General features: G+C 70.5%; 27 protein-coding genes. 14 read left to right on the top strand and 13 right to left on the bottom strand.

From position 1 onward, the window contains the following. Positions 1 to 150 precede the first annotated feature (150 nt). The gene (locus ACFQS9_RS04915; RefSeq protein WP_378402157.1) at positions 151 to 936 is read left to right on the top strand and encodes a siderophore-interacting protein; all 786 of its coding nucleotides are present in this window, start codon (positions 151 to 153) and stop codon (positions 934 to 936) included. On the opposite strand, the gene ACFQS9_RS04910 is transcribed toward ACFQS9_RS04915, so the two are convergent. Together ACFQS9_RS04910 and ACFQS9_RS04905 are read right to left on the bottom strand one after the other, a co-directional pair. Beyond that, positions 933 to 1,529 carry a hypothetical protein gene (locus ACFQS9_RS04910; protein WP_378402155.1) on the bottom strand — a complete coding sequence of 199 codons (597 nt, stop codon included), beginning with the start codon at positions 1,527 to 1,529 and terminating at the stop codon, positions 933 to 935. The genes ACFQS9_RS04915 and ACFQS9_RS04910 overlap by 4 nt on opposite strands. Positions 1,530 to 1,584: 55 nt before the next feature. Then, positions 1,585 to 2,790, bottom strand: a complete 1,206-nt coding sequence (locus ACFQS9_RS04905) for a multidrug effflux MFS transporter (protein WP_378403140.1) — start codon at positions 2,788 to 2,790, stop codon at positions 1,585 to 1,587. 126 nt (positions 2,791 to 2,916) lie between these two features. On the opposite strand from ACFQS9_RS04905, the gene ACFQS9_RS04900 reads away from it, so the two are divergent. Both ACFQS9_RS04900 and ACFQS9_RS04895 read left to right on the top strand, forming a co-directional pair. Continuing rightward, complete coding sequence (locus ACFQS9_RS04900; protein WP_378403138.1) at positions 2,917 to 3,825, top strand: tyrosine recombinase XerC; 909 nt, start codon at positions 2,917 to 2,919, stop codon at positions 3,823 to 3,825. A gap of 372 nt (positions 3,826 to 4,197) precedes the next feature. Continuing rightward, entirely contained in the window at positions 4,198 to 5,118 is a 921-nt protein-coding gene (locus ACFQS9_RS04895; protein ID WP_378403136.1) for a MinD/ParA family ATP-binding protein, read from the top strand. On the opposite strand, the gene ACFQS9_RS04890 is transcribed toward ACFQS9_RS04895, so the two are convergent. After that, positions 5,115 to 5,612, bottom strand: a complete 498-nt coding sequence (locus ACFQS9_RS04890; protein WP_378402153.1) for a M23 family metallopeptidase — start codon at positions 5,610 to 5,612, stop codon at positions 5,115 to 5,117. The genes ACFQS9_RS04895 and ACFQS9_RS04890 overlap by 4 nt on opposite strands. Positions 5,613 to 5,887: 275 nt before the next feature. On the opposite strand from ACFQS9_RS04890, the gene rpsB reads away from it, so the two are divergent. The 6 genes from rpsB to ACFQS9_RS04860 all read left to right on the top strand — a co-directional run bounded on the left by rpsB (position 5,888) and on the right by ACFQS9_RS04860 (position 10,786). After that, positions 5,888 to 6,745 carry a 30S ribosomal protein S2 gene (rpsB, locus tag ACFQS9_RS04885; RefSeq protein WP_378402151.1) on the top strand — a complete coding sequence of 286 codons (858 nt, stop codon included), beginning with the start codon at positions 5,888 to 5,890 and terminating at the stop codon, positions 6,743 to 6,745. Between the two features lie 89 nt (positions 6,746 to 6,834). Next, the gene (tsf, locus tag ACFQS9_RS04880; protein ID WP_378402149.1) at positions 6,835 to 7,659 is read left to right on the top strand and encodes a translation elongation factor Ts; all 825 of its coding nucleotides are present in this window, start codon (positions 6,835 to 6,837) and stop codon (positions 7,657 to 7,659) included. A 204-nt stretch (positions 7,660 to 7,863) separates the two neighbouring features. Then, a complete protein-coding gene (gene pyrH / locus ACFQS9_RS04875) occupies positions 7,864 to 8,607 on the top strand; it encodes a UMP kinase (RefSeq protein WP_378402147.1) in 744 nt (247 codons plus the stop codon). Between the two features lie 37 nt (positions 8,608 to 8,644). Beyond that, entirely contained in the window at positions 8,645 to 9,202 is a 558-nt protein-coding gene (gene frr, locus ACFQS9_RS04870) for a ribosome recycling factor (protein ID WP_027499313.1), read from the top strand. Next, positions 9,202 to 10,065 carry a phosphatidate cytidylyltransferase gene (locus ACFQS9_RS04865; RefSeq protein ID WP_378402144.1) on the top strand — a complete coding sequence of 288 codons (864 nt, stop codon included), beginning with the start codon at positions 9,202 to 9,204 and terminating at the stop codon, positions 10,063 to 10,065. Before frr ends, ACFQS9_RS04865 begins: the two co-directional genes overlap by 1 nt. 16 nt (positions 10,066 to 10,081) lie before the next feature. Continuing rightward, positions 10,082 to 10,786 (top strand): class I SAM-dependent methyltransferase, encoded by a 705-nt coding sequence (locus ACFQS9_RS04860; protein ID WP_378402142.1) that lies wholly within the window; start codon positions 10,082 to 10,084, stop codon positions 10,784 to 10,786. A 99-nt stretch (positions 10,787 to 10,885) separates the two neighbouring features. Here ACFQS9_RS04860 and ACFQS9_RS04855 read toward each other — a convergent pair whose 3' ends face one another. The 9 genes from ACFQS9_RS04855 to ACFQS9_RS04815 form a co-directional block, all read right to left on the bottom strand. Further along, positions 10,886 to 12,046 carry a thiolase family protein gene (locus ACFQS9_RS04855; protein WP_378402139.1) on the bottom strand — a complete coding sequence of 387 codons (1,161 nt, stop codon included), beginning with the start codon at positions 12,044 to 12,046 and terminating at the stop codon, positions 10,886 to 10,888. A 30-nt stretch (positions 12,047 to 12,076) separates the two neighbouring features. Beyond that, entirely contained in the window at positions 12,077 to 12,847 is a 771-nt protein-coding gene (locus ACFQS9_RS04850) for a crotonase/enoyl-CoA hydratase family protein (RefSeq protein ID WP_378402137.1), read from the bottom strand. Next, on the bottom strand, positions 12,844 to 13,608 hold the full coding sequence (locus tag ACFQS9_RS04845; RefSeq protein WP_378402136.1) for an SDR family NAD(P)-dependent oxidoreductase: 765 nt from the start codon (positions 13,606 to 13,608) through the stop codon (positions 12,844 to 12,846). Before ACFQS9_RS04845 ends, ACFQS9_RS04850 begins: the two co-directional genes overlap by 4 nt. Before the next feature lie 37 nt (positions 13,609 to 13,645). Beyond that, positions 13,646 to 14,794 carry an acyl-CoA dehydrogenase family protein gene (locus ACFQS9_RS04840; protein WP_378402134.1) on the bottom strand — a complete coding sequence of 383 codons (1,149 nt, stop codon included), beginning with the start codon at positions 14,792 to 14,794 and terminating at the stop codon, positions 13,646 to 13,648. A 29-nt stretch (positions 14,795 to 14,823) separates the two neighbouring features. Continuing rightward, positions 14,824 to 16,026 (bottom strand): CaiB/BaiF CoA transferase family protein, encoded by a 1,203-nt coding sequence (locus ACFQS9_RS04835; protein WP_378402133.1) that lies wholly within the window; start codon positions 16,024 to 16,026, stop codon positions 14,824 to 14,826. After that, positions 16,023 to 17,360, bottom strand: a complete 1,338-nt coding sequence (locus tag ACFQS9_RS04830) for an MFS transporter (RefSeq protein ID WP_378402131.1) — start codon at positions 17,358 to 17,360, stop codon at positions 16,023 to 16,025. Before ACFQS9_RS04830 ends, ACFQS9_RS04835 begins: the two co-directional genes overlap by 4 nt. 190 nt (positions 17,361 to 17,550) lie before the next feature. Beyond that, the gene (locus ACFQS9_RS04825; protein ID WP_378402129.1) at positions 17,551 to 18,555 is read right to left on the bottom strand and encodes a LysR family transcriptional regulator; all 1,005 of its coding nucleotides are present in this window, start codon (positions 18,553 to 18,555) and stop codon (positions 17,551 to 17,553) included. Between the two features lie 42 nt (positions 18,556 to 18,597). Next, on the bottom strand, positions 18,598 to 19,434 hold the full coding sequence (locus ACFQS9_RS04820; RefSeq protein WP_378403134.1) for an HpcH/HpaI aldolase/citrate lyase family protein: 837 nt from the start codon (positions 19,432 to 19,434) through the stop codon (positions 18,598 to 18,600). A 91-nt stretch (positions 19,435 to 19,525) separates the two neighbouring features. Further along, a complete protein-coding gene (locus ACFQS9_RS04815; protein ID WP_378402127.1) occupies positions 19,526 to 19,933 on the bottom strand; it encodes a LapA family protein in 408 nt (135 codons plus the stop codon). 93 nt (positions 19,934 to 20,026) lie between these two features. Between ACFQS9_RS04815 and rlmN the strand changes: the two genes are divergently transcribed. Together rlmN and ACFQS9_RS04805 are read left to right on the top strand one after the other, a co-directional pair. Beyond that, positions 20,027 to 21,136 (top strand): dual-specificity RNA methyltransferase RlmN, encoded by a 1,110-nt coding sequence (rlmN, locus tag ACFQS9_RS04810; protein ID WP_378402125.1) that lies wholly within the window; start codon positions 20,027 to 20,029, stop codon positions 21,134 to 21,136. A gap of 50 nt (positions 21,137 to 21,186) precedes the next feature. Continuing rightward, positions 21,187 to 22,407 carry a hypothetical protein gene (locus ACFQS9_RS04805; protein WP_378402123.1) on the top strand — a complete coding sequence of 407 codons (1,221 nt, stop codon included), beginning with the start codon at positions 21,187 to 21,189 and terminating at the stop codon, positions 22,405 to 22,407. Positions 22,408 to 22,465: 58 nt separating this feature from the next. Here ACFQS9_RS04805 and ACFQS9_RS04800 read toward each other — a convergent pair whose 3' ends face one another. Next, a complete protein-coding gene (locus ACFQS9_RS04800; protein ID WP_378402121.1) occupies positions 22,466 to 23,347 on the bottom strand; it encodes a DUF1990 family protein in 882 nt (293 codons plus the stop codon). Positions 23,348 to 23,394: 47 nt separating this feature from the next. Here ACFQS9_RS04800 and ACFQS9_RS04795 point away from each other — a divergent pair, with 47 nt between their 5' ends. The 3 genes from ACFQS9_RS04795 (at position 23,395) to ACFQS9_RS04785 (ending at position 26,691) form a co-directional block, all read left to right on the top strand. Further along, complete coding sequence (locus tag ACFQS9_RS04795) at positions 23,395 to 24,201, top strand: NmrA family NAD(P)-binding protein (protein WP_378402120.1); 807 nt, start codon at positions 23,395 to 23,397, stop codon at positions 24,199 to 24,201. A 105-nt stretch (positions 24,202 to 24,306) separates the two neighbouring features. Continuing rightward, complete coding sequence (dxr, locus tag ACFQS9_RS04790) at positions 24,307 to 25,455, top strand: 1-deoxy-D-xylulose-5-phosphate reductoisomerase (protein WP_378402118.1); 1,149 nt, start codon at positions 24,307 to 24,309, stop codon at positions 25,453 to 25,455. A 6-nt stretch (positions 25,456 to 25,461) separates the two neighbouring features. Beyond that, positions 25,462 to 26,691, top strand: coding sequence for a M50 family metallopeptidase (locus ACFQS9_RS04785; RefSeq protein ID WP_378402116.1), 1,230 nt, complete (start codon positions 25,462 to 25,464; stop codon positions 26,689 to 26,691). Positions 26,692 to 26,701 lie beyond the last annotated feature (10 nt).

Raw genomic sequence — 26,701 nt, 5'->3', positions numbered from 1 at the left:
GCTTCGCCCGGGCGTGTTCGGTCGGCCCGTCCGTCGGATCGACCAGACAGCAGTATCCCAGGCCGCGCCCGAACGAGAGGGGAATCACGCGGCCCGTTCCGACTCGCCCGGTACTGTCTTAGGTAACGCTAACTAGCGGGAGGTATCGGGATGGCCAGACGGATCACCACGCTCACCGTGTCGCGCACCGAGCGACTGACGCCGCATCTGGTGCGCGTTTATCTCGGGGACCCGGGCTTCGAGGAGTTCGTGCCCAACGACTTCACCGACGCCTACGTCAAGCTGATCTTCGGCCCCGACGACGACCAGGTGCTGCGCACGTACACGGTCAGTTCCGTGGACGACGAAAAGCGCGAGGTCGCCATCGATTTCGTGGTGCACGGCGCCCAGGGGGTGGCCGGCCCGTGGGCCGAGTCCGCCCAGCCGGGGGAGAGCGTGCGACTGTTCGGCCCCGGTGGGGCCTACGCCCCGCGCGCGGACGCCGACTGGCACCTGCTCGCGGGCGACGAATCGGCGATCCCCGCCGTCGCGGCGGCGGTCGCCGCGTTGCCCCCGGATGCGGTGGCCCGGGTGGTGCTCGAGGTCGCCGGTCCGGACGACGAGGTGCCCCTGCCGTCGGCCGCGCCGGTGGAGGTCACCTGGGTGCACCGCGGCGGTGGTGCCGACGAGGTGGGCGACGACCGGGCGGGCGACAACGCGCCGCTGATCGACGCCGTCAAGGCGGTGCCGTGGTTGCCGGGTCAGCCGCACGTGTTCATCCACGGCGAGGCGCACGCCGTCATGCACGGTCTGCGCGCCTACGTCCGCAAGGAGCGCGGTGTCGCCGCGGAGTGGGCGTCGATCTCCGGGTACTGGCGGCGCGGCCGCACCGAGGAGGGTTTCCGGGTGTGGAAGTCGGAGCTCGCGGCGGCCGAGAACCCCGACGGCGCGCGTTAGCCGACGGCGACGGGCGCGCCTCGCCGAACCAGCCGAATCCCGGTGCCGCTGAGCGCTACCGCGATGATCAGGCCCAGCGCGAGGCCGATCGCGGGGAAGGTGAGCCAGGTGGGCCCGAGGTCGATGTGCCACGGCAGCGATGCCGTCGTGGGATCGCCGGTCGGCGGCCGGTTCAGCACGAAGGGCTCTCCCAGCTTGGGGGGATTGGTGCCACCGATGAGAGAGACGATCGCGCCATAGATCAGCCCGCAGAACACGAATACCGCGTACAGCGGCCATCGGCCGCCGCCCCCGCCGCGGACCAGCCGCCAGCCGGACAACCCCACCAGCGCGCCGACGGCGGCCAGCATCGTCGCGCCGATCGCCGGGAAGATCAGCAGCGCGGGGAGCCACGGCGGGCCGGGGAAGTACATGAACCCGTAGTAGATCGTCCTGACGCCCAGGCGACCGTTCGGCTCGGCGGGTGAGTAGTCGGCGTACGGGGTCGCGTGGCGCCAGCCCGCGGCGCCGAGCGCGCCCGCGACCAGCCCGAACACGGCCAGCGCGGCGATCAGCGCCGGGAACCCGCCCCCTGTCCTGTTGCGGTTGCTCACCGGATCATCATCGCGGACACCGGGTCCCAGACGGGCGTACGCGCCGCCGGGCGCGTCACATCGCCGTGCGCGCCGCTGCCGGGGCCACCGCGACATCGGCGTCGGCGGCCGCCGGGGGTGCCGGCCTGCCGAGGGTGACCAGCGCCGTCATCGCCACGAGGGCGCACCCGACGATGCCGATCGACATCTGCACGGCGGACCCACCCACCAGCGGTGAGATCAGCGCGGCGAGGCCGAACTGGCCCGCGCCCATCAGTGCCGACCCCGTGCCCGCCGCCGCGCTCACCTCGGACTGGCCGAGTGCGGTCGCGTTGCCCATGATGAATCCCAGGCTGGTGGTCACCAGGAACAGCAGCGGCAACACGGCCCAGGTGGCGGTCCCGCCGACGGTGACCTCGAGCAGCAGGAGCGCCCCGGCGGCGAGGAGCATCGACACACCGAACCGCAGCAGCCTGCGCGCGTGGAAACGCCCGATCAGCCTGGTGTTGACGATGCTGCCCGCGACGATGCCGATCGAGTTGACGCCGAACACGATCGAGAACTGGCTGGGTGTCAGGCCGAGCACGTCCTGCACCACGAACGGTGAGGCGGAGATGTAGGAGAAGAGTGCGCCGAATCCGAACATGAAGGTCAGCGCGTAACCCATGTAGCGGCGGTTGCCCGTGACGTACCGCATGTTGTGGGCGAGAGCCGAGAGCCCGCCGCCGTGCCTGCGCTCGACGGGCAGCGTCTCGGGCACCAGGGTCAGCACGCCGACGAGCATCGCGACGGCCGCCGCGGCGAGCACCCAGAAGATGCCCCGCCAGCCGATCGGCCCGAGCAGCGCGCCTCCCATCAACGGGGCCACCACGGGGGCCACGCCCCCGATGATCATCATGACGCTGAAGAGCTTCGCCGCGTTGTCGCCCTTGGCGCGGTCGGCGATGACCGCGCGTGCGAGCACGATTCCCGCGCCGCCGCTCAGGCCCTGCAGCAGCCGGGCACCGATGAGCACCTCCGCCGACGGCGCGAGTGCGCACGCCACGCCGCTGATCGCGCAGACGATGGTGCCGCCGATGAGCAGCCGTCGCCTGCCCCAACCGTCGGAGAGCGGCCCGACGATCAACTGTCCGATGCCGAGGCCCGCCATGAAGGTGGTGAGGGTGAGCTGGACCGTCGAGGCCGAGGTGCCGAGATCGTCGCCGAGGGCGGGCAGGCCCGGCAGATACATGTCCGTCGCGAGCGGCGCGATCGCGGACAGCAGGGCGAGGACCAATAGCATCGGGATCGGAATCGTTCGGCTCACATGGGTGATCCAGCGGCGCGGGTGCTTGATTTATTCCCCACCGGGGGAGACGGTGCGCACATGAGTTCGCACGCGAAGCGGCAGGAACCGGGCGAGGTGCCCATGCGGCTGGCCGCGCACCTCGATGCGTATGCCGAGTATCTGACGCTGGAGCGGGGCCGGTCCGAGCACACGGTCCGGGCCTACCTGGCCGACGCCCGATCGCTGCTCGCGCACCTCGTCGCCTCGTCCGGGGACGCGGGACTCGAGGACATCGACCTGCGGGCGATGCGGTCCTGGCTGGCCGCGCAGGCGGCGGCCGGGGTGGCGCGCACCACCCTGGCCCGCCGGACCGCGGCCGCCCGCACCTTCACCGCCTGGCTGACGAGGACCCGCCGGATCGCGCGCGATCCCGGTGTCCGGCTCGTCGCGCCGAAGGCCCACCGCACCCTGCCCGTCGTGCTGCGTCAGGGACAGGCGGCCGAGGCCATGCAGGCCGCGGAATCCGGTGCGGCGCAGCTCGAACCGATCGCGGTGCGAGATCGGCTCATCGTCGAGCTCCTGTACGCGAGCGGTATCCGGGTCGGGGAGCTGTGCGGGCTCGATCTCGACGACGTCGACCTCGAACGCCGGGTGCTGCGGGTGTTGGGCAAGGGCAACAAGCAGCGCTCGGTGCCATTTGGGGGACCCGCGGCCGCGGCCGTCGACGCCTGGTTGACGTCGGGGCGCCCGGCCCTGGTGAACGAGCGCTCCGGCCGGGCGCTGCTGCTCGGCCGTCGAGGCGGCCGGATCGACCAGCGGCAGGCCAGGAGCGTCGTGCACGAGGTGCTCGAGTCGGTTCCCGGCGCCCCGAGCCTCGGCCCGCACGGGCTGCGGCACTCGGCGGCCACCCACCTGCTCGAGGGCGGCGCCGACCTGCGGGTGGTGCAGGAGCTGCTCGGGCACAGCAGCCTGGCCACCACCCAGCTGTACACCCATGTGTCGGTGGCGCGGCTGCGCGCGGTGCACGACCAGGCCCACCCCAGGGCCTGACGCCGCAATCGCGTGAACGGACCGAACGGTCCGGATTTGATAGCCTCGCCCCGGAATTGCCGCGGGTCGAACCCGCGGATCTGCCACACATTCGGGGGAATTGTGAACCGCGATCATTCGACGCCGGCCTGGCTGCGGGGAGCCGCCGAGTCGGCGGGGGAGCCGGTCTGGACGGACCGGAGTGCGCCGCTCACCGCCGTGCCCGCGTGGTCGCCCGCCGCCCCCGAGGAACCGAGGACGGGGCCGAACCACGCCGTCGAACCGGACTGGGCGCAGCCCGAACCCGCCCCTGTCGAGCCGACCTGGACCGAGCCGGTTCGCCCACCGGCGCCGCCGCACCAGCCCACCAATCGGGACCTCGTCGCCGGGGCGCTGCTCAAGCGGCCGCGCCGTGCCCCCGACGACGGCTGGCGCGCGGCGGTGCACCGAATCTCGGGTGGGGTCATCAACCCGGGCCAGTCCGCCGACGAACAGCATCTGCAGGCTCTGGTCGAGCGGGTCAACCAGCCGATCCGCGGCGACTATCGGATCGCCTTCCTCTCCCTCAAGGGCGGGGTGGGCAAGACCACGACCACGGTCGGGCTCGGCTCGACCTTCGCCTCGCTGCGCGGGGATCAGGTGATCGCGGTGGACGCGAACCCGGACATGGGCACCCTGGCGACGCGGGTTCCGCTGCAGACCGCCTCGACGGTGCGCGACCTGCTCGCCGACGCGCCGTACCTGCGCCGCTATTCCGATGTCCGCAGGCACACCTCGCAGGCCGAGAGCCGGTTGGAGGTGTTGGCCGGGGAGCAGGATCCGGCCGTGTCGGAGGCGTTCAGCGAGGCCGACTATCGGTCGGTCATCGACATCCTGCAGGTGTACTACAACATCATTCTCACCGACTGTGGCACCGGCATCATGCATTCGGCGATGAACGGTGTTCTGCAGCTTGCGAATTCGCTCGTGCTGGTGAGCTCGCCCGCGATCGACGGGGCCCGCAGCGCCGCGGCCACCCTGGACTGGCTGCAGCACCACCGCTACGGGCACCTGGTCGAGCGGACGGTGGTGGTGATCAGTTCCGCGAGGCCGGGCGCGACGACCATCGATCTCGACGAGCTGAGCAGGCACTTCCTCGCGCGGTGCCGGGCCGTGCAGGTGGTGCCCTTCGACGAGCACCTCGCGGAGGGGGCCGAGATCGACCTGAACCTGCTCCGGCCCGCGACCCGCCGGGCGTTCGTCGAACTCGCGGCGATGGTCGCCGACGACTTCCCGGCCTCCGCGGGCAGGCACGCCGTCGCCGAGTGGAGTTAGGGCCCGGCGCCGACCGCGCGCAGCGGCTTGAGCCGCACCGGCGCCCCGCGCACCAGGCCGAGCGGGTCGAGGTACTCCCGGCCGCGGCGCAGCCCCCAGTGCAGGCACGTCCCGCACCCCGGGTGCCCCGGCTCCAGGGTGCCGAGCGGGTTCCCGCGCGCCACCCGCCTGCCGGCGGCGACCGTCGCCAGGACCGGCTCGTAGGTGGTCCGCAGCCCGCCCGGGTGATCGACCGAGACCACCGGCTTGCCCGCCACCACGCCCGCGAATGCCACCACGCCATCGCCCGCGGCGAGCACCGCCTGGCCGGGGGCGGCGTCCAGGTCCACGCCGCGGTGTCCGGGCAGCCAGTCGTGCTCGGGTGGGTCGAAGGCTCGCGCCAGCGCGGGGCGGGGGCGCAGCGGCCAGGAGTAGTCGTCGGGCGTGGCAGTCACCGGCGACGGACCGCCGAACAGCACCACCACGCACAGCCCGAGAACGGTCAGGATCCGCATCCGTCCACCCTGGGCCACGCCGGGTATCCGCGGGCGCGGCACCGGCGCCCGCTGTGGATGAACGATCCGCTCTCCACAGCGCCGGTTAGGACCTGCAGGTGGCAGCCCGTACACTGTCCATGCGGTCTGTGCTCGCACAGTCCGACTTCGCGCGCCCGCGCATGAACAACGGCCTTCGGCTGGTCCTGCACCCGTGCAGGTCCGGGGGCTGGCGGGCGCCAGGGCAGGGATCACCGATCGCCTGCGTCAACCGGCTATGAAAGAGGTACACAGCCATGGCTGTCGTAACCATGAAGCAGATGCTCGACAGTGGTACCCACTTCGGGCACCAGACCCGTCGCTGGAACCCGAAGATGAAGCGTTTCATCCTCACGGACCGCAACGGCATCTACATCATCGACCTGCAGCAGACCCTCACGTACATCGACAAGGCGTACGAGTTCGTCAAGGAGACCGTCGCCCACGGCGGCACCGTGCTCTTCGTCGGCACCAAGAAGCAGGCGCAGGAGTCCATCGCCGAAGAGGCCACCCGCGTGGGCATGCCCTACGTGAACCAGCGCTGGCTCGGCGGCATGCTCACCAACTTCTCCACCGTGCACAAGCGTCTGCTGCGCCTCAAGGATCTCGAGGCCATGGAGCAGACCGGTGGCTTCGAGGGTCGCACCAAGAAGGAAATCCTCATGCTCACGCGTGAGATGACCAAGCTCGACCGCACCCTCGGTGGTATCCGGGACATGGCCAAGGTCCCGTCGGCCATCTGGGTCGTCGACACCAACAAGGAGCACCTCGCGGTCTCCGAGGCCCGCAAGCTGAACATCCCGGTCATCGCGATCCTGGACACCAACTGCGATCCCGACCTCGTCGACTACCCGATCCCGGGCAACGACGACGCGATCCGCTCCGCCGCTCTGCTGACCAAGGTCGTCGCCTCCGCGGTGGCCGAGGGCCTGCAGGCCCGCGCGGGCCGCGGTGCCGCGGACGACACGAAGCCCGAGGCCGGCGCCGAGCCGCTCGCCGAGTGGGAGCAGGAGCTGCTCTCGCAGGCCGCCCCCGCCGCCGAGGCGGAGGCAGCAGCCGAGGCTCCCGCAGCCGAGGCCACCGAGGCTCCCGCAGCCGAGGCCCCGCAGGCCTAGTGACTCGGCCCTGACCTTCCAAGGTCAGGGCCGCTTCACTTCACGCTCCACCCCAGGCATCGAATCTCACTCAAGGAGGCTCGCCCCCAATGGCGAACTACACCGCCGCTGACGTGAAGCGGCTCCGCGAGCTCACCGGCTCCGGAATGATGGATTGCAAGAACGCGCTTGCCGAGACCGACGGCGATTTTGACAAGGCCGTCGAGCTGCTCCGCATCAAGGGCGCCAAGGACGTGGGCAAGCGCGCCGAGCGCACCACGGCCGAGGGCCTGGTCGTCGCCAAGGACGGCGTCATGGTCGAGCTCAACTGCGAGACCGACTTCGTCGCCAAGAACGCCGAGTTCCAGGAGCTCGCGGACAAGGTCGTCACCGCGGCCGCCGCGGTCAAGGCCGGCGACCTCGACGCCCTCAAGGCCGCCTCCGCGGGCGACCAGACCGCCGACGAGCTCGTCGCGGCGCTGTCCGCGAAGATCGGCGAGAAGCTCGAGCTGCGTCGCGTCGTCGCGTTCGACGGCCCGGTCGCGACCTACCTGCACAAGCGCAGTGCCGACCTGCCGCCCGCCGTCGGCGTCCTGGTCGAGTACCAGGGCGAGGGTGACGCCGCAGCGGAGGCCGCTCGCGCCGCCGCCATGCAGGTCGCCGCGCTCAAGGCGAAGTACGTGACCCGTGACGAGGTCCCCGCGGAGATCGTCGAGGCCGAGCGCCGCGTCGCCGAGGAGACCGCCAAGGAGGAGGGCAAGCCCGAGGCTGCACTCCCCAAGATCGTCGAGGGCCGCGTCAACGGCTTCTTCAAGGACGTCGTGCTCACCGAGCAGTCCTCCGTCACCGACTCGAAGAAGACCGTCAAGGCCCTCCTCGACGAGGCCGGCGTGACCATCACCCGCTTCGCGCGGTTCGAGGTCGGCGCCAGCTAGACGGCACCAGCTCCACCGAAAGGCCCCGCCCCGGTTTCCGGGTGCGGGGCCTTTCTGCGTGTGCGGGCGCGTCGACGGCCCCGGGCACCGTTCCCGGGGGCGGATAAGGCAGGATGGAGTGGTCATCTGTGGCCAGAACACCGGGTGGCCGATTCTTGCTGGCCGCACACCGCCCCGCGGCGGCACCGACGATCGAGGAGAGCCATGACCGAACCCGCACCGACCGATTCCGCGCCCCGGCGGGACGGCTTCAAGCGCGTCCTCCTCAAGCTCGGCGGCGAGATGTTCGGTGGTGGCGAGGTCGGCCTGGATCCCGACGTGGTGCAGACGGTGGCGGAGCAGATCGCCGAGGTCGTCAACTCCGGCGTGCAGGTGGCGGTCGTCATCGGCGGCGGCAACTTCTTCCGTGGCGCCGAGCTGCAGCAGCGCGGCATGGACCGGTCACGGTCCGACTACATGGGCATGCTCGGCACCGTGATGAACTGTCTTGCGCTGCAGGACTTCCTCGAGAAGCAGGGCGTTGCGACCCGCGTGCAGACCGCCATCACCATGGGCCAGGTCGCCGAGCCGTACCTGCCGCTGCGGGCACGCAGGCACCTCGAGAAGGGGCGCGTGGTCATCTTCGGCGCCGGCATGGGCATGCCGTACTTCTCCACCGACACCACCGCCGCGCAGCGGGCACTCGAGATCGGCGCCGAGGTCGTGCTGATGGCCAAGGCCGTCGACGGCGTCTACACGGCGGATCCGCGGGAAGACCCCGACGCGACCATGTACACCGAGATCACCCACCGCGAGGTGATCGAGCAGGGGCTCAAGGTCGCCGATGCGACCGCGTTCAGCCTCTGCATGGACAACCAGATGCCGATCATGGTGTTCAACCTGCTCACCGAGGGGAACATCGCACGCGCGGTGGCCGGTGAGAAGATCGGAACACTCGTCAAGTCATGAACCATCCCACCGCACCCGCCGAGCCTGGAGGAACACCGTGATTGATGAAGCTCTCTTCGACGCCGAGGAGAAGATGGAGAAGGCCGTCGCGGTGGCCAAGGAGGACCTCGGCGGTATCCGCACCGGGCGCGCGAACCCGGGCATGTTCAACCGGATCCACATCGAGTACTACGGCTCGATCACCCCGATCACGCAGCTGGCGAGCATCAACGTGCCCGAGGCGCGCATGGTGATCATCAAGCCGTACGAGGCCGCGCAGCTCGGGCCGATCGAGACCGCGATCCGCAACTCGGACCTGGGCCTGAACCCCAGCAACGACGGCAGCATCATCCGCATCTCGGTGCCGCAGCTCACCGAGGAGCGGCGCCGCGAGTTCGTCAAGCAGGCCAAGGGCAAGGGCGAGGACGCCAAGGTCTCCATCCGCAACGTCCGCCGCAAGGCGATGGACGAGCTCTCGCGCATCCAGAAGGACGGCGATGCCGGCGAGGACGAGGTGGGCCGCGCCGAGAAGGAACTCGACAAGACCACCGCCAAGTACGTGGCGCACATCGACGAACTTGTGAAGCACAAGGAAGCCGAATTGCTGGAGGTTTAGTGTCCACCGAAGGCTCGGCGCCCCAGGGCGCCGCCGCGGCCGTGAACGCCAAGGCAGGACGAAACCTGCCCGCGGCGATCGCGGTCGGTGTGGGACTCGGGGCGATGCTCGTCGTCGCGCTGCTCTACGTCCCGAACCTGTTCTTCGCCATCGTGGCGGCCGCCATGGCCGTCGCGACATGGGAGGTCACCAAGCGGCTGCGCGAGGGCGGGATCGCGGTCCCGTTCATCCCGCTGCTGCTCGGTGGGCAGGCCACGATCTGGCTGGGCTGGCCCTACGGCACCACCGGCGTGCTCGGCGGATTCGCGGGCACGGTGCTCGCGTGCATGGTGTGGCGCCTGCTGCAGGGCGGGCTGAAGGCCACTCCGCAGAACTTCCTCCGCGACACCGGTGTCGCGGTCTTCGTGGCCGCGTGGATCCCGCTGCTGGCCTCGTTCGCGACCTTGATGGTGCGCCAGGAGGACGGTCCGGGACGGATCTTCTGCCTGATCATCGGGGTGGTGTGTTCCGACGTGGGCGGCTACGCCGCGGGCGTGCTGTTCGGCAAGCACCCGATGGTGCCGGCGATCAGCCCGAAGAAGTCCTGGGAGGGCTTCGCCGGTTCGATGGTCTTCTGCGTGATCGGTTCGATCCTCACCGTCACCCTCATCCTCGACGCAGAAGCGGTGGTCGGCGTCGTGCTCGGCGTCGTGCTGGTCCTGGTGGCCACCACGGGCGACCTGATCGAGTCGCAGGTCAAGCGCGAACTCGGGATCAAGGACATGGGCACCCTGCTGCCCGGACACGGTGGGATCATGGACCGGCTGGACTCGCTGCTGCCGTCCGCGTTCGTCACCTGGCTGGTGTTCACCGCGCTGCTGTGACCGTGCGAGCGCAGTCGTGACGGCACCGATCCCGAGCCCCAACATCTGGCACTGGCCGGACGTCTACGAGGTGGAGAACCGGGCCCAGGACGCCGACGGCGCCGTGTTCGCGGTGCTGCGGCGGGTCGCCGACTGGGCCGGGCGTGACGTGCTGGACCTGGGCTGCGGCGCGGGGTTCCACCTGCCGGTGTTCGCGGCGCGGGCCCGGTCGGTGGTGGGCGTCGAGCCGCACCCACCGCTGGTCGACCGGGCGCGTCAGCGCACCGCGGGACACGACGCAGTGACGGTGCTCGCGGGCTCCGCCGAGCGCATCCCGTTGCCCGCCGACTCCGTGGACCTCGTGCACGCACGGACCGCGTACTTCTTCGGGGCGGGGTGTGGACCCGGCATCACGGAGTCCATGCGGGTGCTGCGTCCCGGGGGAGTGCTCGTGGTGGTGGATCTGGACGCCACCGTCGGCCCGTACGGCGAGTGGATGCGCGCGGACCTGCCGCACTACGACCCGGCCGGGGTCGAGTCGTTCTTCGCCGCACAGGGATTCGAGCTCTCGCGGGTGCGGACGCGGTGGGAGTTCGACAGCCGGGAGGCCCTGCGCGCGGTGCTCGGGATCGAGTTCAGCGGCAAGATCGCACAGCGCGCCTACGACCAGACCCCCGGACTCGCGCTGGAGGTCGGGTACCGGATCCACACCAGGCGCGCACCCGTCGGGCTGCTGTACTGACGCGACCGGACACGGCTCGCGGGCTGATGGCCACGCTCAGGAGCCTGGCCATCAGCCTGCATTGTCGGGCCGGTCGCGCGGTGGTCCGGTGTGGGGCTACTACCGAGCGTTGAGGTTCTCGAAGATGGTGGCGTTGGCCATGCCGCCGCCCTCGCACATCGTCTGCAGCCCATACCGGACGCCTTCAGTGCGCAGGTGGTGGACGAGGGTCGTGGCCAGCCGGGCACCCGAGCCGCCGAGCGGATGACCGAGCGCGATCGCGCCGCCGAGAGGGTTCACCCGGTCCTCGTCGGCGCCGGTGGCGCGCAGCCAGGCGCCGACGACGCTGGCGAACGCCTCGTTGACCTCGAATGCGCCGATGTCGTCGAGGGTCAGCCCGGCGCGCTCGAGCACGCGGGCGGTGGCGCGGATCGGGCCGGCCAACATCGTGACGGGGTCGTCGCCGACCACGGTCGCGGTGTGCACCCGGGCCAGCGGGGTCAGTCCCAGCTGCCGGGCCCGCTCGCCCGACATCACCAGCAGCGCGGCCGCGCCGTCGGAGATCTGTGAGGCGTTGCCGGCGGTGATGCGACCGTCCTCGGAGAACGCAGGGTCCAGCTGGGCCAGCTTGTCCAGCGTCGACTCCCGGCGGATGCCCTCGTCGGCGGTGAGCTTGCTCCCGTCCGGCAGCTCCACCGGCACGATCTCGCCGTCGAACCGGCCGGCGTCGACGGCGCTCGCGGCACGCTGGTGCGAGCGCAGCGCGTACTCGTCGAGCCAGCCACGGCTCAGGTCGTAGCGGGCGGCGAGGATCTCGGCGCCGCGGCCCTGGTTGAACTCGATGCCCTCGTAGCGGCGCTTGATCGCGTCGCTGTTCGGGTCGCCGAGTCCGACGCGGCGGGCCGAGCCCATCGGGATCCGGGTCATCGACTCGACGCCGCCGGCGACCGCGATGTCGTACTGGCCGGAGATCACGCCGGCGGCCGCGAAGTGCAGTGCCTGCTGGCTGGATCCGCACTGGCGCTCGATCGTGGTGCCGGGCACCGACTCCGGCCACCCGGCGGCGAGTACCGCATTGCGGGCGATGTTGCCCGCCTGCTCGCCGACCTGGCCGACGCAACCCCACACGACGTCGTCCACGGCCGCGGCGTCGACGCCGGTGCGGTCGAGCAGCGCCGTCAGCACGGTGGCGGACAGGTCGACGGGGTGGGTGTCCTTGAGCGCGCCCTTGCGGCGGCCGACGGGGGTCCGGACCGCGTCGACGATGACTGCATCACGCATGGTGTGTTCCTGTTCTCTCGATCCCGGCGTTCACGAGGCCGTCCAGACCGGGGTTCGTCGTTCGGTGAAGGCGGCGGCGCCCTCGCGTGCGTCGTTCGAGTCGAACACCGGCATCACGATCTTCCTGGTGCGCTCGAACGTCTCGTCGGGAGCCCAGCCGGGGGACTCGTCGACGACCTTCTTGCTGGCCCGCACCGCGAGCGGGCCGTTGGCGGCGATCTCCGCGGCGAGCTCGAGGGCCGCGGCGAGCACCTCGCCCTCGGGGGCGAGGCGGTTCACCAGCCCGTGCGGATGGAGCTGCTGCGCCGTCATGGATCCTCCGGTGAGGATCATCTCCAACGCCACCGCGCGCGGCAGGCGCGTGGGCAGCCGGGTCAGCCCACCCGCGGCGGCGACCAGTCCGCGACGCACCTCGGGCAGACCGAAGGTGGCCGTCGGCGCGGCCACGACGAGGTCGGCGGCCAGCACGATCTCGAACCCGCCGGCCAGCGCCGGCCCGTCGACGGCGGCGATCAGCGGCTTCGCGGGCGGCGCCTCCACCAGCCCGGCGAACCCGCGGCCCGCGACGCGGGGGCTCTCGCCCCGCAGGAAGGCCTTGAGATCCATTCCGGCGCAGAAGTATCCACCGGCTCCGGTGAGCACCCCGACGCTGAGCTCCGGATCGCTGTCGAGCAGTTCCATCGCCGCGGCGATCGCGGCGGCGACCGCACCGTCGACGGCGTTGCGGGCCTGCGGCCGGTTCAGCGTGACTACCAGGACCCGCCCCCGGCGCTCGGTCAGCACCACGGGCTGATCGGTCATCGGGGCGCCATCCGGATCGCGCCGTCGAGGCGGATCGTCTCGCCGTTGAGCATGCCGTTGGAGATGATGTGCTCGGCGAGCGCGGCGAATTCGGACGGCTCCCCGAGCCGCTGCGGGTGCGGCACCGACGCGGCCAGCGCGTCGCGGATGTCGTCGCGGGCGTTCAACAGCAGGGGAGTGGCGAACACGCCCGGCGCGATCGTGTTGACGCGGACGCCGACGCTGGCGAGGTCGCGGGCGGCGGGCAGGGTCATGCCGACCACGCCCGCCTTGGAGGTGGCGTAGTTGATCTGCCCGATCTGGCCCTCGAAGGCGGCGACGGAGGCGGTCAGCACCACCGCGCCGCGGTCCCCGTCGAGCGGCTCGTTGGCGGCCATCGTCTCGGCCGCGTAGCGCAGCACGTTGAACGTGCCGATCACGTTGAGCCGGATCACCGACTCGAACGGCTCGAGGTCGGCCGCCTTGCCCTCCTTGGTGAGGATGCGCATCGGCTTGCCGCGGCCGGCGCAGTGCACGACCGCGCGCACCGGGCCGCGCCCGGCGGCATCGGCGAACGCGGCCGCGACGGCCTCGGAGTCGGTGACGTCGGTGGGCACGAACCGGGCCGCCGGGCCGAGCGCCTCCGCCTGCTCGGCGCCGGGCGAGCCGGGCAGGTCGAGCAGGGTGACGGTGGCGCCGGACTCGATCAGCCGGGTGGCCGTGGCCAGGCCGAGGCCGGAGGCGCCGCCGGTGACGACGGCGTTGATGTCCTTGATCTGCATGGTGATTGGTCCTTCGATACTCTCGTGGGGGCGTGTCTCAGATCCCGAGCGACTTCGAGATCACGCTCTTCATGACCTCGCTGGTGCCGCCGTAGATCCGGGTGACGCGGGCGTCGGTGTACAGGCGGGCGATCGGGTACTCGGTCATGTAGCCGTAGCCGCCGTGCAGCTGCAGGCACTTGTCGATGACCCGGGCCTGCATCTCGGTGCAGAACAGCTTCACCTTCGCGGCATCGGCCGGGGTGAGGGTGCGCCCGTCGAGGGCCACCAGAGCCTGGTCGATCATCGACTGCCCGGCCTGCAGCTCGGTCGCGCACTCGGCGAGCACGAACTTGGTGTTCTGGAAGCCGGCCAGCGGCTTGCCGAACACCATGCGTTCCTGGGCGTATTCGATGGCCAGGTTCATCGCGGCGGTGGCCGTGGCCTGCGCGGTGATCGCGATCGACAGCCGCTCCTGCGGCAGGTTGTGGCCGAGCATCGCGAACGCACCACCCTCCTCGCCGAGCAGGTTCGCCACGGGCACGCGGACGTTGTCGAAGGTCAGCTCCGCGGTGTCGGACGACTTGATCCCGATCTTGTGCAGGTTCCGGCCGCGGAGGAAGCCGGGCATGTCACCCTCCACGACCAGCAGCGACAGGCCGTTGCGGCGGTTCTCGGCGTCCTTGGAGGTGCGCGCCACCACGATCACCAGGTCGGCGCCGATGCCGCCGGTGATGAAGGTCTTGTTGCCGTTGAGGACGTAGTGGTCGCCGTCGCGGACCGCGGTGGTGGCGACGCCCGCGAGGTCGGAGCCGATGCCGGGTTCGGTCATCGCGATCGAGCTCACCAGGCTGCCGTCGGCGAAGCCGGGGAACCAGCGCCGGCGCTGCTCCTCGTTGGCGTACTCGAGGAAGTAGGGCAGCACGGTGTTCAGGTGCACCTGGAAACCGCCGAGCGACGCCGCGGCGTAGCCGATCTCCTCGTAGACGACGGTGTTGAACAGGAAGCTGTCGATGCCGCCGCCGCCGTACTGTTCGGGCACCTGCAGGCCGTTGATGCCGATCTCGGCGGTCTTGTAGTAGAAGTCGCGGGGGATGCAGCCGGCGTCCTCCCACTCGGGCAGGTTCGGGGTGATCTCCTTGGCGATGAACTGGCGGACAGACTCCCGGAAGGCGTCGTGGTCCTCGGTGAAGATGGTGCGCTGCATGGTGATTCCTTGATTGTGGGGTGAGGGTTTCAGCGGCGGACGACGACGCCGTCGGTGGCGAGCGCGTCGACCGTGTCGCCGGGATAGCCGAGCTCGGCGAGCAGCTCGGCGGTGTGCTGGCCGAGATCCGGCGCGCCCGCGGTGGGCGCCTTGGGGACGCTCTCGAGGTGCCAGGGCGTGCCGAGCGCGGTCGCGGGCACCCCGTCGGGACGGCTGACCTCGAGGAACAGCCCGGACGCCTCGACGTCGGGGCTGCGCAGCGCCTCCGGATAGGTGTTGATCCGGCCGGCCACGACGCCGTTGCCCGTCAGCATGTCCATCGCCTCGTCGCTGGTCATCGTCGCGAATGCGGCGTGCAGCTCGGCGAGCAGCGCGGGCCGGTTGCGGACCCTGGACGGGTTGTCGGCGAAGCGGGGGTCGTCGGCCAGTTCGGGGCGCCCGAGCAGGCGGCACAGCCGCCGGAAGTGGACCTCCGAGTAGGCGGAGACCACCACGCTGCCGTCGCGGGTCGGCATGATGTCGGCCGCCGGCGCCACCGTCGGCTGCCCGTTGCCCATCCGCGTCGGCTCCACCCCGGTGGCCAGGTAGGCGCCCCAGTTGGGCGTCTGCAGGTGCAGGGCGACCTCGAGCAGCGAGACCTCGACGGTGTCGCCCTCGCCGGTGCGCAGGCGCCGGATGTAGGCGGCGAGGATGGCCTGGGCGCAGACGTATCCGGTTGCGGCGTCGACGATCTGGGCGCCCACCTTCTGCGGTTCCCGGTCCCGTTCGCCGGTCACCCACATCAGCCCGCTCTCCGCCTGCGCGGCGATGTCGAGGCCGGCGCGGTTGCGGGACGGGCCGTGCAGGCCGAATCCGCTGACGGTGGCGTACACCAGGTGCGGGTGCGCGGTGCGCATCGCCTCGGCGCCCAGGCCCATCGAGTCCATCACGCCGGGGCGCAGGTTCTGCACCACGATGTCGGCGCCCGCGATCAGGCGCCGCGCGATCTCCTGACCGCGCGGGTCCTTGAGGTCGAGCGCGATGGCGCGCTTGCCGCGGTTGTAGTTCTGCACCATCGCGTCGCCGTGCGGTCCGATCCCGCGGGCGGATTCGCCGTGCACCGGTTCGACCTTGATCACGTCGGCGCCGAGGTCGACCAGCGACTGAGTGGCGGCCGGGGCGGCGATGAACTGTCCGAAGTCGACGACGCGGACGCCGTCCAAAGGCTTGTCGATCATGGCTGTGGTGCTCACGCGGTCTCCTCGGCGGTGGGACGTGCGGCCTGTTCGGCGCGGCGGCGGATGAGGGCGATGTCGCGCTCGGGGTTGATCAGGAAGACCGCGATGACCGCGCCGACTACCATCAGGGCGCCGCTGGACTGGAAGCCGATCGCGTAGCCGGTGATCTTGTCGACGGACGAGCCGACGGCAAAGCCGAGGACGAGCGGCGCCACCATCCCGGAGATGCTCGCGACCGCCGAGAGCATGCCGAGCACCATGCCGCGCTTCTTCGCCTGGACGACGTCGGCGATCGCCGAGAGCGCGACGCCGAAGGCCGCGGTGTTCAGCGAGAAGGCGAGGGCGATCAGGACCAGCTGAACTCCACCCTGAGGGAGCAGCGTGAACCCGGCCATCGAGATGCCGGCACCGGCGACGAGCGCCACGCTGAAGTAGCCGCGGGCGACCCGGCGGGAGACGCCTCGCGAGATCAGCCGGCCCGAGATCCAGCCCGCGCCGATGGCGCCGACGGCCGCGAGACCGTACGGCAGCATCATGAGCTGGCCGGCGGTTGCCGTGTCGTAGCCGAGGCCTTCCTGGAGATACACGGGCAGCCAGGCGATCTTCAGGGTGGTGGACCAGTACGAGCTGAACAGCAGTACCGCGATGCCGATGACGGTGCCGGTCTTCAGGATCGTCTTGTACGGGGCGTCGACCGTCTCGACCACGACCGTGGACACCGGAGCCGCGCCGTCGTCGCCGGCGCTGCGGCCGAGGATCAGCCAGGCCACCGCCCACAGGACGCCCACCGAGATGAGGACGTAGAACGCGGCGTGCCAGTCCCATTGGGCGATGATGAAGGTGAGCGCCGGTGCGGCGATCAGGGTGCCGATCGAGGCGCCCGCGGAGACGAAGCCGCCCGCCATCGCCCGCTTCTCCGGTGGGAACCAGGAGTGCGCGGCGTGGTTGGCCAGTGCGAACGCGGGACCCTCGGCGAAGCCGAGGATCACCCGGCAGGCGATGAGGACGCCGAAGCTGACCGTGCCGAGCAGCGGGATCATCGTCGCGACCCAGGTCAGCATCAGGCCGGCGAGCAGCCAGCGCAGGCTCACCCGCGAGGAGAGCCAGCCGAAGAACAGCGCGCCTGCGGCGAACAGCCAGAAGAAGCTGCTCTGCAGGAGCCCGAACTGCTCAGAGCTCAGCCCCAGGTCCTTCTGGATCTGCACACCGGCGAACGCGATGACGGACTTGTCCGCGTGGTTGATGAGCATGAAGACGACGAGGAGGCCGACGACGGTCCAGGCGCGTCGCATGTGCGAGGACCGCGGGGACCGGTCCGGCGCACGCGTCGGCAGGGTTGTCTGGGTCATGGGATCCCTTCCGGGGCGAACGACTTCGGCGCACCGGCGGGCGGGCGGGTCCGGTCGAACGGTCCGAAAGGGGCCGTCTACGTGATGGATCCGGCTGGCGCCGCACCGATGTGATCTGGTGCACACCATTCAAGGGCAGCGGGATCCATTACGTCCAAGACGAAAATGGTAGGTAATCTACTGTGTCAGCCTATGAGTTGCGGGTGGCCTGGGAGTTCTCCGCGCGCAACTGCAGGTCGGTCTCGTCGCGGGTCAGCTTCGCGGCGTCGACGAGCGACATGCCCTCCGCCATCCGGATGTCGATCGCGCGGACGAACTGTTCGATCGAGGCGCGGGCGCAGGCCAGGAACTCGGTCGCGGCCTCGGTCAGGCGCCCGGTCCTGCGGACCACGCCCATGTGGCGGGTCAGGCGGGGTTCCAGCTCGCGTACCACCCCGCCGCGCAGCATCGCGTCGAGCCCGCTGCGCAACGCGACGATCGACACCCCGCCGCCCGCGAGGACGATCGGCAGCACGGCACCTCGCTGGCGCACCTCCACCGCGACGTCGGGTTCGACGCCGTGCGCGCGCAGCGAGCGGTCGATGAAGTCGCGAGTGGCGGTGCCGCGCTCGCCCATGACGAACGGGACGCGGGAGAGATGTTCGATGGGCACCGGGTCCGGCCAGCGGGCGTCGGTGGCGGGTGGGCACACCAGCACGAGCTGCTGGCCGACGAGCTCCTCCGCGACGAGGCCCTCGGTCGGGAGGGGCAGAGCGAGAATGCCCAGCTCACATGCCCCCGACCGGACCAACGACACCACGTCGGCGGTCTCGTCACGCTCCTCGATGTGGAACCGTACGTCGGGGTACTGGCGGCGGAACTTGGCAACCCACACCGACAGCGGGTCGGAGGACAGGTCCGACAGCGAGGCGATGTCGATCCGGCCGCCGCGGATCGCCCCGACATCGCGCACCGCCTTCTCGGCGGATTCCACCTCGCGCAGGATCATGCGCGCCGGACCGACGAGTGCCTCGCCGGCGGGGGACAGCACCAGGCCCCGGCCGACCCGATGGAACAACTCGACGCCCAGGTCCTTCTCCAGCTTGCGCACCACCTGCGAAAGAGAGGGTTGTGCGACGTGCAACTGTGTCGCGGCCCGGGTGACCCCGCCGCAGTCGACCACGGCGAGGAAGTACTCCATCTGACGCAGGTCCATGCCCCGAATCTAGAGGGAACTGCTTCGTAGGTACCCCGGTTCTCAGTCCAGGCCAAAAGCCCTGGCGAGTTGCGCGACCTTCTTCGCCTTGGCCAGGCGCGGCAGATCGCTGCCGTCGCGGACGTGTTCCCCGTCCTCGCCGAGCTCGGCGATCACCGCCCGCGCCCAGACGACGTCATCCCCGCTCGGGCTCAGTGCCCGATTGACGGTGAGGGCCTGATCGGGGTGCATGCAGAGCTTGCCGGTCAGCCCCATCGACGCGGTCAAAGCCGAATCACGCTGCAGGACTGTCTCGTTCGTGCTGATGGTCGGGCCGTCGATCGGGCCGGGGAGCCTGGCCGCGCGGCTGGTGACGACGAGGCGGGCCCGGGGATACGCCATCGCCATCGGGTCATCGCTCATGCCGGTGTCGCGGCGGAAGTCGCCGCTGCCGAACGCGAGCCGGAACACCCCGTCCGCCCTGGCGATCTCGGGTGCGGCCTCCAGGCCCATCGCCGACTCGATCAGGGCCAGGATGGGGGTGCCGTCGGGGAGTCGGTCCGCGGTCGCGTCCACCTGGTTGCCGCTCTCGGTCTTGGCGAGCATCACGCCGACCAGCCCGGGCGCCGCCGCGAGGGCCGCGAGGTCGTCGGCCCAATACGGTGTGGTGGCATCGTTGATGCGGACCCACGCTCGGCCTCCGCGGTCGAGCCAGTCGACCACGCGGGCGCGGGCGGTGGGCTTGGCGGGCGGCGAGACCGCATCCTCGAGGTCGAGGATCACCGCGTCCACCCCGGATTCGGCGAGCGGGGTGAAGCGCTCGGGCTTGGTCGCGGGGACCAGCAGCCAGGACCGGGCGAGATCGGGTGGGGCGGCGACGCCTCGGCGCTCGGCGTGCATGGTCACGGCAACTCCTCCGGTGGTCGGGCCGACGTGTCCATCGTCCTCTCGCCGGGCGCGCGGAGCCAGTTTGCGTAAGTTATGTGCGCCGTCACACAGGGCGGTCGGTGGCGGCGGACCGGACCTTCTTCGCGACGCGGCGAATCTGCAGGATGCGGACGCCACCCGCGAGGGCCATGATCAGCGCGCCCGCGATCGCGGCCATCAGCAGGCTGACACCGAGCGGCAGTGAGAACTCCCAGAAGAACAGCTGGAGTCGGACCTTGTCGAGGTTCTGCAGGATGAACACCAGCAGCAGGATCAGGACCAGGACGCCGATGACCAGGCCGGTCCAGGTGGCGGCCGCCTTGGTGTGCCCCAGGCTGGTGTGGCGATCGATGGCGGCCAGGCCGGGGTCCACCGGCGGCGAGGGCTTCGAGGATGCCGGCCGGGTCGTGCCGCGCGCGTCGTCGGTCGGGTCGGAGGTGATGTCCGGATCGGGTGTGTCGCTGGTGGCCATGGCCTGATCATTTCGCACGGAATGTGTGATTGCACGCGCATCGGGTCGAGAATTCGCATGTCGTGGGGGCCGGATGGGACACTGGAACCCACTATGGCCGTATCAGTCCCCCTCGTGTTCAACGCGCCGCGTCGCGGCATGCCGCCGACGCACCTCGCCGACCTCGATTCCGAGGGCAGGAAGGCAGCCGTCCAGGAGCTGGGCCTGCCCGGATTCCGGGCCGATCAGCTGGCCCGTCAGTACTACGGCCGGCTCGAGGCCGACCCCGAGAAGATGACGGACCTGCCCGCCTCGGTGCGCGAGAAGGTGGGCGAGGCGCTGTTCCCGACGCTGCTGACCGCGGTCAAGCACGTCGCGTGCGACGACGGCAGCACCCGCAAGACGCTGTGGAAGGCCAACGACGGCACCCTGCTCGAGAGCGTGCTCATGCGGTACCCGGACCGGGCGACGTTGTGCATCTCCAGCCAGGCCGGCTGCGGGATGGCGTGCCCGTTCTGCGCGACCGGGCAGGCGGGACTGACCAGGAACCTGTCCACCGCGGAGATCGTCGACCAGGTCCGCTCCGCGGCCGCCGCGATGCGCGACGGCGACGTCGCGGGCGGGGAGGGCCGGCTCTCGAACGTGGTGTTCATGGGGATGGGGGAGCCGCTGGCGAACTACAAGCGGGTCGTCGCGGCGGTCCGGCGGATCACCTCGCCCGCACCGGACGGCCTCGGGCTGTCGCAGCGCTCGGTGACCGTGTCGACGGTCGGGCTGGCGCCCGCCATCCGCAAGCTCGCCGACGAGGGGCTGTCGGTGACGCTCGCGGTGTCGCTGCACACCCCGGACGACGAGCTGCGCGACACCCTGGTCCCGGTCAACAACCGGTGGACGGTCGCCGAGGTGCTCGATGCCGCCAAGTACTACGCCGATCAGACCGGTCGCCGCGTGTCGATCGAGTACGCGCTGATCCGCGACATCAACGACCAGCCGTGGCGGGCGGACATGCTCGGCAAGAAGCTGCACAAGGCGCTCGGGTCGCGGGTGCACGTCAACCTGATCCCGCTGAACCCGACGCCGGGCAGCAAGTGGGACGCGAGCCCCAAGGACGTCGAGCGCGAGTTCGTGCGCCGGGTCATCGCGCAGGGTGTGTCGTGCACGGTCCGCGACACCCGCGGCCAGGAGATCGCCGCCGCCTGCGGGCAGCTCGCAGCGGAGGGATGAGCAGCATCAGTCCCGAGTGGTTCGGGGACCGATTCGAAGACGTCTCACCGGTGCAGCTGGCTCGACGCCTGTCAGCGATAGCGCCCGAGGAACTCGTCCACTTCGTTACTGACAAAGCGCAACAGTGGAATCACCGTCGATCTTGCGCGGATGCGCTCGTCGGGCGGCTTCCGTCGGGGAGTGCGGCAGACCTGCTCGCGATTCTGCGTGATCCGACGGAAACCAGCGAACTGCGCCGAGCGGTACTCGACTTGCTGACGGTTTCGCCCGGGCCACATTCCGGTGAGGTACTGGCGTGGGCGAAGCTGCAGGCGGGCGGTGTCGACGGCAGTGATGTCCTCGGCGCTCTGGGGTTTGCTGCCCTCATCGTCCGCGCCGAACTCGGTGACACTTCCGCCGCACTGGCCCTCGTCGAACGGGCTACCGACCCGTGGGACGGCGTCCGCGCGGAGCATGCGATCGACGCGCTCATCACCTCCTACGGGGCGGACGTTGTGTTCGGGGGATCGCCGAACGTACTGATGCTGAGCGGCGAGACACCGGGGCTGCGGCTGCTGGGTGTGCGCCTGAGTGATCGGGTGGGCATAGACGTTTCCCCGGCGCTGGCAGACGAATCGACGATGGTTGCCCGTACGGCATTCGACCTCCTCACGGCGCGCTATCGCGACGGCCGTTTCGCCACCGGCGTCGTCGCCGGGCTCACAGCAATGGCGACCCGGGCCGGCCCGGGTCAGGTGTGGGCAATGGCGGTGCTCGCCAGGCGTTTTCCGGTCGACGTCCGCAAGATGTGGAATGAACTGGGTCCACGCCCCCTCGACGTGCCCGGGCTGCCGACCGATGTGCGGGACGCGATGGTCCGAGAATATGCACCCGGCCAACGTGATACCGACCCCCGCTGGATTCTCGAAGCCGCACTACAGCCGTCGATCGAGGACCGGGACGACGAGGCGCCGGTCCGGGCGGCCATGACGGCACTCAAAGCCGCCGGTGTCGAACCCGGCGAGCCGGTACCTGCAGGCGTGGACGAGGGCTGCGGGGGTGGCACGTACTTCCGTATCCACACCGCTGAGGGTGACGTCATGATCAGCACCCTCGGACCCTTCTTCCAGACCCAGCGAGATGCCATCGCCGAGCTACTCACCAGCTCGGTCGGTTTCCGCCGTATCGATGACAGGCTTGCAGAAGTCGTTGTCGACGGACTGTGCGTCTACTTCTTCGGCGATCGGGGCCCACTGTGTGTGCGGGATCTGCTGTTCTACTGGCAGGACTGAATTACGAGCAACGGCCGCCAGGTTTGTGAACCTGGCGGCCGTTGTCGAAAGTTCTTGTCTACCGGGGCTTGCGGCGCTGGATGATGTCGCGCACGAGCAGGAACACCATGCCCGCGGCCAGGCCGACGAGCCACAGGTCCTCGACCTTGCCCTCGTGGTTGCCGATCGTGTAGACGAGCAGGAAGGCTGCGAAGAACCAGCCCAGGAAGCGGAACAGTCGCGGCGCCTCGCCGCTCCAGCCCCAGGCTGCGGACGGAACTTCTGCCGTGTCGACGTGTGCGGCGACGAGGGGCTCGTTCACGCTGGGATCCAGCTCGGTGGCCACGGTCGATCCTCCTGCTCGTACGGGTGTGCGTGTGCCTGCATATCGTGGCATACGACCACGCGTCGTACCTAGCTGGGTCGGCGCGCCCGCGGGGTCCGGGTGAACGCGTGGAGGTAGCGGCCCCGTGATGAGCCGTTGCACCGCCCGATTCGCCGGGCCACCGAGCCGGGCGAGCGTGCTGCCGCCGGTCGAGAACGCGTCGATGACCACCCGGACCAGGCCGTCGTCGCCGAGTTCGACCGCGAAGCGTTCCTCGCCGCGCTCGGGGTGTCCGGGCAGGGTGCCGTAGGCGAAGCCGGACCGCCGCGGCTCGTCGATCCGGTACACCACCCGGCACGGCGCCGTGATGGCCAGCGGACCCGGTCCCAGTCGCAGGATCACGACAGCGCCCTCGACGGCCTCCTCGTCGGAGGACTGCACCCGCAGGCCGGCGCGACGGTGCATGTCCCAGTGCAGCAGTACGTTTTTGGCCCGCTCGAATTCCTCGGCGCCGATGCCGATGACGGCGCTCTCGTGCACGTGGTGGTACCCGTCGGGCAGGACGGCGCGGGTGCCGCCGACCTCGGGGTAGGTCCACGGCGCGGTCTGCAGCGCGTCCGGGTTCACGGACGCCATCCTGTCAGGGGTGGCCGGGTGGCGGCATTAACCGTACGGTGTACTACATGACGATCCTGGTGACCGGGGCCACCGCGAACATCGGCCGGCTGGTCGTCGACCACCTCCTCGCGGCCGGGGCGACCGACGTCCGCGCCCTGACGAACAACCCCCCGAAGGCGATGCTGCCGGACGGCGTCGAGGTCGCCGAGGGCTATCTGCGCCGGCCGGAATCGCTGCCGCCCGCCTTCGAGGGCGTCCAGAAGATGTACCTGGCGCCGACCCCGGACACCGTCGAGGAAGTCGTGTCGCTGGCCCGCGACGCCGGGATTCGGCACATCGTCGACCTCTCCGGGGAGCACGAATCGTGGTGGGGCGCGGTCACCTCGGCCGTCGAGAGGTCCGGGATCGCCTGGACGCACCTGTGGGCGGGGGAGTTCCTCGAGAACGACCTCGTCTGGGGCGACCAGGTGCGACGCACCGGAGCGGTGCGCGATCCGTTCCCCGGCGTGGTCAGCGCCCCGATCGCGATGGACGACATCGCCCGGGTCGCGGCGTCCGTGCTGCTCGGTGAGGGCCATGTGGGCCGAACCTACGAGCTGACCGGACCCGAGGCTCTCTCGCGTGCCGAACGGGTCCACGAACTCGGTGCGGTGCTGGGCCGGCCGGTGGAGTTCGTCCGGGTACCCGTCGAGGAGGCCATCGAGATCCTCGAACCGGTCATGGGCGCGAACGCCCGGTTCTACCTCGAGAGCGCGGTCGCGTCGCTCGTCGGTGTCCCGCAGCAGGCGAACTCCACCGTCGAGGAGGTCACCGGGAGCCCGGCCGCGACCTTCGCGCAGTGGGCGGGCGCACACGCCGCCGCGTTCCGTTAGCCGCGTCGGCGGTATCCCCTTCGACGCCCGCGTCGGTATCCCCTTCGACGCCCGCGTCGGAGTCCTGTCAGCTTCTTCTCAGGTGCCGTCGTGAACAATGGACGGGTGGCAGAACCTACGCGCGTGCTCCTGCTCGGCAGCACCGGATCAATCGGCACGCAGGCCCTCGAGGTCATCGCGGCAAACCCCGACAAGTTCACCGTCGTCGGACTGGCCGCGGGCGGTGGCAACATCGACCTGCTGGCCTGCCAGGTCCGCGACACCGGGGTGAGCGCGGTCGCGGTGGCCGACCCCGCTGCCGCCGCGCGACTCGACGGTCCCGCCCTCAGCGGTCCCGGCGCCGTCACCGAACTGGTCCGCACCACCGAGGCGGACGTGGTGCTCAACGCGCTGGTCGGGTCACTCGGCCTGGAACCGACGCTCGCTGTGCTCGAATCCGGTGCCCGGCTGGCGCTCGCGAACAAGGAGTCCCTCGTCGCGGGCGGACCGCTGGTCACCGCCGCCGCGGCGCCCGGACAGATCGTGCCGGTCGACTCCGAGCACTCGGCGCTCGCGCAGTGCCTGCGCGGCGGGCGCGCCGAGGAGGTGGATCGGCTGGTGCTCACCGCCTCGGGCGGTCCGTTCCGCGGCTGGACCGCCGACGCCCTCGAATCGGTGACCCCCGAGCAGGCCGGCGCCCACCCGACCTGGTCGATGGGCCCGATGAACACGCTCAACTCGGCGACGCTGGTCAACAAGGGCCTCGAACTGATCGAGACGCACCTGCTGTTCGGCATCGACTACGACCGCATCGACGTCACCGTGCACCCGCAGTCGATCGTGCACTCGATGGCCACCTTCACAGACGGCTCCACCCTCGCCCAGGCCAGCCCGCCGGACATGAAGCTGCCGATCGCCCTCGCACTCGGCTGGCCGGACCGGGTGCCCGGCGCCGCCGCGGCCTGCGACTTCAGCACCGCCTCGACCTGGACCTTCGAGCCGCTCGACTCGTCGGTGTTCCCGGCCGTGGACCTGGCGCGGGCGGCGGGCAAGGCCGGCGGCTGCCTGACCGCGGTCTACAACGCGGCCAACGAGGTCGCCGCGCAGGCGTTCCTCGACGGGGCCGTCCGGTTCCCCGCGATCGTGCGCACCGTCGAGCGCGTCCTCGCTGGTGGCGACGAATGGTCCGCGCCACCGGCTACCGTGGAGGATGTGCTCGCCGCCGACGGGTGGGCGCGCGCACGGGCACACGAGCTCGTCGAGCAGGAGGACTAGAGCCACATGGTGTTCGTCATAGGTGTGGTGCTGTTCGCGTTGGGCATCACGATCTCCATCGCGCTACACGAGGCGGGCCACATGTGGACCGCCCGCGCGCTGGGGATGAAGGTCCGCCGCTACTACATCGGCTTCGGGCCGAAGATCTTCTCCTTCCGCCGCGGCGAGACGGAGTACGGGCTCAAGGCGATCCCCGCGGGCGGATTCTGCGACATCGCCGGCATGACCCAGCACGACGAGCTCGCGCCCGACGAGGTCGACCGCGCGATGTACAAGCAGAAGACGTGGAAGCGCCTGGTCGTCATGTCCGGCGGCATCGCGATGAACTTCATCCTCGGATTCGTGCTGGTCTACATCCAGGCCGTCGGCTGGGGACTGCCGAACACCGAGACCCGGGCGGTCGTGGAGGGCGTCACCTGCGTCGCGCCGACGCAGGCGGGCGAGGACGGCGACTTCAAGCTCGCGGACTGCACCGGTCAGGGGCCCGCGCAGCAGGCGGGCATCCTGCCCGGAGACGTGGTCGTCGCGGTCAACGGGACGCCGACCTCCACCTTCGGTGACGTGGTCAAGGCGACACAGCCGCTGTCGGGCACCGCCGAGTTCACCGTCGACCGGGACGGTCGGACCGAGGTGATCGACGTGCAGGTCCAGCAGGCGCAGCGCTGGGTCAACAATCCGGACTCCACCAACAGCAACCCGCTGCCGCCGGTCTCCCGGGACGTCGGCGCGATCGGCATCAAGGCGCCGCCGACCTTCCTCGAGTACTCGGCGCTCTCGGCCATCCCCGGATCGGTCGTCTACACCGGCGACGTCTTCGTCCGCAGCGCGGAGGCGCTGGTCAAGATGCCGGCGAAGGTCGCGGACCTGTGGACCGCCGTCACCGGCGGCGAACGCGACATCGAGACCCCGATCAGCGTCGTCGGCGCCTCCGTCATCGGCGGTCAGATGGCCGAACGCGGCTACGTCGACCTGTTCATCGGCTTGCTCGCGACGCTGAACTTCTTCCTCGGCATCTTCAACCTGCTGCCACTGCTCCCGCTCGACGGCGGCCACATGGCGGTGACCGTCTACGAGAAGATCCGCGACGCGATCCGCGCGCGGCGCGGTCTGCCCGCGGGCGGGCCCGTGAACTACATGAAGCTCATGCCGATCACCTACGTGGTCATCGCGCTGGGCGGCGCGTACATGCTGCTCACGCTGACCGCGGACATCGTGAACCCGATCAAGATCTTCTAGTGCTCGCTAA

The sequence above is a fragment of the Rhodococcus daqingensis genome (assembly GCF_042665615.1).
GTDB lineage: Bacteria > Actinomycetota > Actinomycetes > Mycobacteriales > Mycobacteriaceae > Rhodococcus_G > Rhodococcus_G daqingensis.
The sequence above is the reverse complement of the archived record's forward strand: the minus strand, read 5'-3'. Positions and strand labels throughout refer to the sequence as shown.